At 40.4% G+C, this 4990-nt stretch carries 4 protein-coding genes; all 4 read left to right on the top strand.

Annotation, left to right across the window (positions count from 1 at the left end):
* Positions 1–430: 430 nt before the first annotated feature.
* Positions 431–1453 carry a hypothetical protein gene (locus EDM53_RS01210; protein ID WP_130121626.1) on the top strand — a complete coding sequence of 341 codons (1023 nt, stop codon included), beginning with the start codon at positions 431–433 and terminating at the stop codon, positions 1451–1453.
* A 107-nt stretch (positions 1454–1560) separates the two neighbouring features.
* Positions 1561–4281, top strand: a complete 2721-nt coding sequence (locus tag EDM53_RS01205; protein ID WP_130121624.1) for a sodium:solute symporter family transporter — start codon at positions 1561–1563, stop codon at positions 4279–4281.
* A 115-nt stretch (positions 4282–4396) separates the two neighbouring features.
* Positions 4397–4570 carry a hypothetical protein gene (locus EDM53_RS06065; protein ID WP_165379535.1) on the top strand — a complete coding sequence of 58 codons (174 nt, stop codon included), beginning with the start codon at positions 4397–4399 and terminating at the stop codon, positions 4568–4570.
* Positions 4571–4581: 11 nt separating this feature from the next.
* A partial coding sequence (locus tag EDM53_RS01200; RefSeq protein WP_165379534.1) for an AAA family ATPase occupies positions 4582–4990 on the top strand: 409 nt, incomplete at its 3' end.

Here is a 4990-nt window from a genome sequence, read left to right as displayed (position 1 = left end):
AAAGGTTAAGGCGGAGGTGATAAGAAAAGCCATGGCATTTAACCTGTTAAAGGCCCTAAATCTGAGTGTGAAACCTACTTGATAGGAGAAAAAAGGGACTCTTATTATGTTGTGTTAATTATTTATAATAAAGTACTCCGATAACTTAACATAGTCTGACAAAATATAACACAATGTTCATACCTTACTCACAACACAAATAAAAAAACAAAATCACGCAGAGGTCTCATTATAGATGTTTTGATGAGATACACGCAATAAAAGTGTGCAATATGTATACAAATGACTAAAAAATTAAAGAAAAAGAGCCAGGCTATAGAATGTAGAGATGATAAATTTTTGATTATTTTTTATCATACACAATATGGCTTGACAGGTTCATACTATCGGGTCTAGTTTACGGCTCATCAATAGCAATATGAGTGTTGCAATGGCAGCAAAAACAGAAATATCGACCAAAAATACAAAAGAGCAGATACTGTCCGCCTACCATGAAGCTGTGGCTGAACTAGAATCGCGTGAGAATAAGCAGGATTTAGGGGTATCAAAACAAAAAAGTGATGCAAAAGAGGTAGTAGCGAAGGCATTGGAGGATACGAAGTGTGATATATTTAGCGACATTGGCAAATTAAAAAGTAAGCTAATGAAGGAAGTGGATAGTATCAATCAGCAACTGGTGGAGCAGTGCGACAGATTGGATAATCTACGTAGGGCTATAGCAATAGAGCAGAAGTACTTGGAAGAGGTGTACGGCATCAAGGAGCAAGCTGCTAGATTATCCGCGCTCTTGTTAGCGCAGGACAAAGAGAAGGAAGAATTTGTGAAATGGATTGAAGGGGAAAAGCAAAAATTTACCACAGAGATGGCAGTGGAAAAAGCCGAGTGGTCCAAGCAGCGACTGCAGCTTGAAACGAAGTATAAAGAGCAAAAGGAACTCTTGGAAAAAACAAGGGTACGGGATGAGGAAGAATATGAATATAATCTAAAAACATCCAGATTGAAAGAAGTAGACGATTACAACTATAGGCGGACCAAGCAAGAGCAGGAGTTGATGGCCACTAAGGATGCGATGGTGAAAAGAGAGGAGGAGTTAGCTGGTAAGGAGCATCATTTGCGTGAGCTAGAAGATAAGGTCGCCTCCTTTCCTTCGACTTTGGAGGCAGCAGTGTCAGTTGCGGAAACTAAGGTAAGAGAACAACTGCAGCTGGAGTACCATCATAGCATTAGCCTGAAGGACCAAGAACATGAAGGCACAAGGAAGCTGTACGAGCAAAGGATCAAATCTTTAGAAGAGAAAGTGGCAGAGCAGGATTTGTTAATTAAGGATCTCAACGAAAAAGCAACTAGTGCAGTGGAGCAGGTGAAGTCTATAGCATACAGAGCCCTGGAAACGTCAGGACAGCGCATGTTGGTATATCCCAACGATTCGAACGTGAAAAATGCTGTGTTGTAGGGTGAGTATGATATAACAGTGATGCGTCCAAGGCAATGTGGTTTTTCCGCCAAAGCCAAAGCTGTGGTCTGTGCAAAGGATAAGAATGAATTGATAAAGAGGTGAAAATGTTTGAAAGAATAGGTGCCCTAGACACTTTTATAGTGATTTGTTATTTCGTTGGTTGTTTGGCTGTAGCATTTTGGAAATCCCACAAGATAAAAACGATCAGAGAGTATACACTTGGTGGTGGAAGTATCTCGACAACTGTGCTGGTGTGTACAATATTTGCTACCGCGATTGGTGCGGGATCAACTATGGGAGTAGTAGGCAAGGTCTACACACTTGGCTTTCTTTTCATCGTAATATCTCTTCTATCGCCCGTGTTTTGGTTAATGACCTCCTATATCTTTTCCGATATCAGGCAGTTTAGAGGGTGTATGTCTGTCAGTGATATAATGTATGTTCTCTATGGTGAGTCTGGTAGGTGGGTGACCAATACTGCCGCGATTGTTTTTTCTGTAGGTGTGGTTGGAGCACAAGCGGTGGCAATAGGGGAGATTCTACACTATTTCTTTGATGTTGGTACGTTTGTAGGTGCTGTAATTGGTGTCGGGGTGTTGACCTTTTATTCGGCATTTGGTGGTATTAGAGCTGTTGCTTTGACTGATGTGTTTCAGTTCTTCGTATTTTACATAGCCATTCCTTTAGCGTTTGCAACAGCCTTACATGAATTGGGAGGTCTCTCGACTTTATGGACGAGCCTTCCAGAGTCCCACAAAGTTCTGGATCTTAGTGGTGCTAATTTGTACCTTTTTTTAAGTTTATTAGTGTTTAGACTAATACCAGAAACAGCTGGGACGTACATGCAAAGATTCTTAATGTCCGGTAATCCGGTTCAATTAAGGAAGTCCTTGATTGTAGTGTCTTTAATTTCAATACCTTTGACATTAATAATATGTTTAATAGGTGTAATTATGAAAGTTAAGGAGCCTGACCTATCTCCGGATACTGTGTTCATTGCATTTATAGCACACCACCTGTCAGACGGTTTAAAAGGCTTCATGATTGCAGCAATTGCAGCTGTTATTATGTCAAGTGCAGACTCGTGGCTGAACACTGCATCTGTACTCATTGCCCACGACGTATGCAAGAGAGTATGGTCTAAGATGAGTGATAGAACAGAGTTGATGATAGCAAGAACTGCTACATTGATTATTGGGGTAATGTCAATCAACATTGCATTGATAGGAAAGGGGATCCTAGAGATAGTATGGGCAATCAACAATTTTTGGTCCCCCCTGGTGGTCATACAGATTGTGGCGGGTTTTTTGAAGTTTAGAACGAACGAGTTTTCATATTTGTGTTCTGTGGCTTTAGGCTGTATTGGTGTGTCCGTGACAGCATATTTAAATAGCGATTTCGGTACATTTAGCTTGTCAGCGGGGTTAATCGGTAGTGCCATTGGATTATTTGGTAGTCACTTTTTGCAATTATGCTTTGGTGTGAGTATGCCAAGACGTGAGGAGCGGTTGAAGGAAAAAGCTGAGGAGATGAGATTAAGGCCAAAGCGTTCTTCGATCGGTGTGATGTTTGGATCTGTCGTACGTAACATGTGGTTAAGTAATCTTTTAAATTTAGCGCAACAGCATACAAAGCTCTACAAACCACGATATGAGCTTTCTGGTATTGGTATGCTGCTGTGTCTCTCGGTGGCCTTTTTAGCAGACAGTAAGATAAGTTACATCACATATCACGTCATCTCTTTAAAGCTAATTTTGGTATATGGCATAGCCTCGCTTTTGGTATGTTTTCAAGAAGAACTGACACATAGATGGAAGACAAAGTACTTGCCGTTATATTGGTACATAACGATGTTGTTTGCGTTTCCGGTTACTTCCATACACATGTTGTTACTGACACATGGTTCAATATTTTGGAGTGTACACTTTGTCGTTAGTACATTTATCATGTCGGTGTTTGTGGACTATGGTGTATTTGTGGCGCTATCTTTGATAGGCATGCTAATAGGTGGGGCCCTTGCTTATTTACTTCCTCCATTGCAGAGTGTGCCTCTTCTTTCTATTGAGTCCGCCTATGGATTTAGTGTAGCAATGCTAGGTTTTGTAGCTATATCGATTGTAAAACGTATGCAGGACTCCAATCTTGGAGATGTAGAATTAGTAAACGGCAGAATAGTTCATGAGCTAAGAAGCCCGTTATCTGTGGTAATATCGGCCTCGGAGCTTTTGGATACTATAATGGCTGATGCTGTTTTAAGAGCTGAGAACAAGGCCGTGACTCTTAGTAATGATGAGGTAGGGGAGATCAAGGAGCTGTCTGATGCGATCAAGGAGACGTCGACTCGAGGACTCAATACGGTGAGTGTCTTTCTTGCAAGAGTCAAACACAAGCCTGAAGACAACGGTAAGTACATGATGAGAAAGTGTATTACAAGTGCTTTAAATGAGTATAAGGTTGATCAAAAATCCTACAAGCGTATTCATTTTCAAGGTGGTGAGGACTTTACTTTTGAAGGTTCGTGGTTACTAGTGAAGAACGTGATACTTAACGTTGTGGGGAATGCCTTAAGGTATTCAGGTGCAGACGTAAAAATAGAGATTAGAACTGCGAATAACAGGGTACATATCAAAGATTATGGTAAGGGTATATCAGCGACGATGCTTCCTTATATCTTTGATCACGAATATACTGGTGAGGTAGGTGGAACTGGTATTGGTCTTGCGTTGTGTAAAGAAATTATGGAAGAACTTGGTGGTGGAATCTACTGTATGTCAGAGGTTGGAGACTATACAGAATTTGTACTGGTATTTCCAAATGTGAGTTAAATTCGATAAATTTATGATTGTAGACCGTTACATAAGCCATATAAATGTTATACTATATATGGGGGTTATGCTGTAGCATTGACAGTACAGACGAACAAACTAGCAATAAAAAAGAATGAAAAGAGTAAAAGATCATTCAGTCAAAAGGGATGACAAGGAAGAGTGGATAGAATGTGGGAAGAGGCTTAAAGCAATAGATATAGCGAGGAATCTACTATTAAGAAAGGAGCCCATAGACAAGGTATCGGAGATAACAGGTCTAACGCGGAACGAAGTACGTGATTTATAGGTATGATACCCATGAAACTACCAGTAGGAGTCAGTGATTTTAGAAAGATAGTAAAGGGCAACTATGTCTTTACGGACAAGACGCTGTTGATCAAAGAAGTAATGGATGATGGTGCTGATATTATACTAGTTACCAGGCCTAGGAGGTTTGGGAAGACGTTGAATCTATCGATGCTGTACTACTTTTTAGACAATAGTCAGCCAAAGGATGAGGATTTGTTTGAGAAGCTGAACATAGGCCAAGACAAAGCCTTTTGTGAGGAGCATCAGAATCAATATCCAGTGATATTCATATCGTTTAAAGATGTGAAGCAGTCTACATACCGAGGAGCATACGATGATATTGTATGTCTTATTATGGAGCTGTATGAAGCACACAGGTATTTACTTGAAGTAGATGGATTGCTATCAGATAGTGAGG

The sequence above is a fragment of the Rickettsiales endosymbiont of Peranema trichophorum genome (assembly GCF_004210275.1).
Classification (GTDB): Bacteria; Pseudomonadota; Alphaproteobacteria; order Rickettsiales; family Midichloriaceae; genus RICK02.
Note: the sequence above shows the minus strand (reverse complement) of the source record. Positions and strands in the feature narration are given on the sequence as shown.

What these genes read in the sequence shown, in the direction of transcription:
- EDM53_RS01210 (WP_130121626.1), top strand. Translation starts at nt 431, where the DNA reads ATGGCAGCAAAAACAGAAATATCGACCAAAAATACAAAAGAGCAGATA.
- EDM53_RS01205 (WP_130121624.1), top strand. Translation starts at nt 1,561, where the DNA reads ATGTTTGAAAGAATAGGTGCCCTAGACACTTTTATAGTGATTTGTTAT.
- EDM53_RS06065 (WP_165379535.1), top strand. Translation starts at nt 4,397, where the DNA reads ATGAAAAGAGTAAAAGATCATTCAGTCAAAAGGGATGACAAGGAAGAG.